The organism is Kitasatospora sp. NPDC057542, from assembly GCF_042801945.1.
Taxonomy (GTDB): domain Bacteria; phylum Actinomycetota; class Actinomycetes; order Streptomycetales; family Streptomycetaceae; genus Kitasatospora.
This window is the reverse complement of the sequence record NZ_JBHVFE010000688.1, coordinates 1-3,284: the sequence shown is the minus strand read 5'-3', so window position 1 is coordinate 3,284 and position 3,284 is coordinate 1. Positions and strand designations below refer to the sequence as shown.

Annotated in this window: 2 protein-coding genes; both read left to right on the top strand. The window is 71.1% G+C overall.

Annotated features, from left to right (window positions below; translation table 11 throughout):
• The first annotated feature begins 79 nt into the window (after positions 1-79).
• Positions 80-667: a hypothetical protein gene (locus ACFU7Y_RS42110; protein ID WP_224283032.1), complete on the top strand. Its 588-nt coding sequence runs from the start codon at positions 80-82 to the stop codon at positions 665-667.
• Positions 668-964: 297 nt separating this feature from the next.
• A partial coding sequence (locus tag ACFU7Y_RS42105) for a hypothetical protein (protein WP_380771718.1) occupies positions 965-3,284 on the top strand: 2,320 nt, incomplete at its 3' end.

The following is a 3,284-nucleotide window of genomic DNA, read 5'->3' as shown; positions in this document are numbered from 1 at the left end:
GGCCTCGCGCCCGTGGCCGCCGGCCGTCCGACCGGTGTTCCACCAGCACCAACTCGATTCCTCTCCCAAGGAGTTCAGCATGTCCCGTACTTCCGCCCGGCTGCTGGCCGGCAGCGTCGCGGTCGCCCTCGCCGTGACCGGTCTGAGTGGTGCGGCCGCCGCCGACACCGCGCCGGCCGCGCCCACCGGCAACGCCGTGGCGACCGTGAGCACCGCCTTCGTGTCCTCCGCGGCGCAGAACGGTGTGGTGGTCCTCCCGCTGCCGGACGCGGGTGTCTCCTACAGCTCGGCCGACGGCCTCAAGGTCTCCTTCCCGGTGGCCGGCGGTTCGGTCAACCTCGTGGGCTACTACGGCGAGGTGCAGCTGGGCGGCAGCCTGCTGTTCATCGACTACTTCACCGGCAGGAGCGTGCGCTTCAAGCAGCTCGCGTTCAGCGCCGACAGCTGGCGGCTCACCGGCGTGCCGGAGGGCGGCACCGCGCCGGTCGAGCTGCTGGCGCCGGCCGGCGTGCTGCAGACCGCGAAGACCGGAACCACCCAGACGCTCAACGCGTCCGACTTCACGGTGGACGCCGTGGGCGCCCAGTACCTGGACACCAAGCTGAACACCACGTTCTTCACCGACGGCCAGTCCGTGGGCTCCTTCTCCCTGACGGTCAACGGCTGACGCCGTCCGACCCCGAGAGGCCCGCGCCGTCAGGTGCGGGCCTCCCCGTGTGGATCGCCCAATTCCGGCACGGAGTCGCCGCGTTGTGCCCTCGTACACGTGGGCGACCGGATCCGGCCATGTGCGGCGGGCCGAATGGACGTGTACCGGAATCGCCGGTCGCGCCCGCAGCCCGATCCCCCTCGCGCCGCGCACCCGGCGGCGCGGATCCGCACGGAGGTGCCCGTCATGAGAGTCCGATTGCCCGTCCGGAGAGAACCGGGGGGGTGGAGACGCCGGCTGCCGGCGATCGCGTCGGTGTGGTCGGTGGTGGTCGCGCTCGGCGTGGTGCCGATCGGCCTGGGCGCGGTGCCACCGGCCACCGCGGCGACCGGGTCCGCCAAGACGGTGAAGGGCCCGAAGATCTGGATCCCGGCGACCCAGTCGAAGGGGGACAACGGCAGCATCACCGTCTCCCAGACGAAGAACCTGACCAACCAGGTCGTCCAGGTGTCCTGGACCGGGTTCACCCCGACCGTGGACCCCTACGGCTCACCGGTGACGCTGACGCCCGTCCTCGACCCCAACGCCAGTTACCCGGTCCGGGTCTACCAGTGCCGGGGTGACGACCCCAAGATCACGGACTGCTACGGGAGCACGCTGTACAACGCGGACCCGGCGAAGGGCTTCAACCAGAAGAAGCCGGAGGCGGGTCTGACCACGCCGGACTTCTCCGTGAGCAACATGGTCATCGCTCCGACCGGCACGGACGGTTCGGGGGTCGCGAACATCGAGGTCTGGACGTCGGTGCAGAGCCCGACGCTGGGCTGCGACGCCGACCACAAGTGTTCGATCGTGGTCGTGCCGAACTACGGCGGGGACAGCATCGCGACCTGGAACCCGGCGGGCGACGTCGACTGCAACAACCACGACTCCGACGTGTACAGCGACTTCGCCCCCACGGCGAGCGACAACGTCAACGCCAGGCTCAACGTCTGGAACAACATGGCGACCAGCGAGCAGTGCGCGTGGGACAACCACATCGCCATCCCGCTGGAGTTCGCGCCCACGCCGGCCGCGTGCAAGGAGCGGACCGCCGACATGACGCTGGCCGGTCTGGAGATGGCGAACCGGGCCATGCAGCAGTGGCGGGCCGGCCTCTGCCTGGGCGAGGCGCCGCTCGCGCTGCAGTACAGCTCGGCTGGTGGTGAACCGCAGGCCAGGGAGGACTTCCTCGGCGGCCGGAAGGACATCGCACTGACCGCCAGGCCGGACCGGCAGGCACCGCCGAGGCCGTACGTCTACGCGCCACTGGCGACGAGCGGCATCTCGGTGGTCTTCGTGGTGGACGATCCGAAGTCGGGCCGGCAGATCCGTGACATGAGGCTCAACGCGCGGTTGCTGGCCAAGATGCTCACCCAGTCCTACGCCCCGGACGGTGCTGACATCGCCTCCGTGCGGGGCAATCCGGTCTGCGTCTTCGCGGACCCGGAGTTCCAGAAGCTGAACCCCCTGCCCCCGGCTTCCGGCCTGGCCTGGCCGGGTTTCTGCAACACCGGCAACTCCAGTCCGACGGTCGTCGGCGGTACCACGGACCTGGTGTACCAGCTGACCTCGTGGATCGCGTCGGATCCGGACGCCGTGCGGTTCCTGGACGGCGAGGCGGACCCGTGGGGCATGCACGTGAACACCTACTACCTGCGTCCCGCCTTCTCCGGGTACCCGGTCGAGTCCTTCATCCGGCAGGACTCCTCGGGCATCGTCGGGGCCACCAAGGACCCGTTCGACCGGTGGAAGCAGTACGAGTGGAACCCGAACACGATGGGGCTGGGCGACATGGCGCGCAAGCTCCTGCAGAACACGCCCAACTGCACCGTCGCGACGGTCTCCGGTGACGGCACCCACGCCGCCTGCCCCGCCATGCAGAAGGGCGAGCGGACGCTGTTCACCATCATGGACTCCGGCCAGGCGAAGGCCTTCTCCCTGCCCGAGGCCCAACTGCTCAACCCGGCCGGACAGTTCGTCTCGCCGGACACCACCGGCTTCCAGGCCGCGGTGACGGACATGCCGACCGACCCGGCCACCGGCGTGCAGCAGCTGCCGTACGGCGCGGCCGACACGGCGTTCTCGCGGGACCAGCGGGCCTACCCGCTGACCACCGTGCAGTACGCGATGGTGCCCACCCAGGGCCTGTCGCAGGCCAAGGCGGGGGCGGTCTCCCAGTTCCTGAGGACGGTGACGACCAGCGGCCAGGTGTACGGCTTCGAGGCCGGCAAGCTGGCGGCCGGCTTCCTCGCGCTGACCGGCGCCCAGCGCCAGCAGGCGCAGGACGCCGCCAAGCACGTGGAGACGCAGGACGGCAAGCTGCCCGGCAACCAGGTCGCCCCGACGACTGCGCCGGCCGAGGGCGGCGAGGGCGCGAGCGGCAACGGGGGCACCACGTCCTCCGGCTCCGGCGACGGCGCCGGCACCACCGGCGGTACCGGTTCCGGTGACGGTACGACCGGCGACTCCTCGTCCGGGTCCGGCCTCACCGGCGGCTCCTCCGGCGGTCTGACCGGCGGTTCCGACGGCACCGGCGGTACCGGTGCCGGGGCGGTCGCAGCCGCCGCGCCCGGCGCGAAGCCCGCCGGCACGC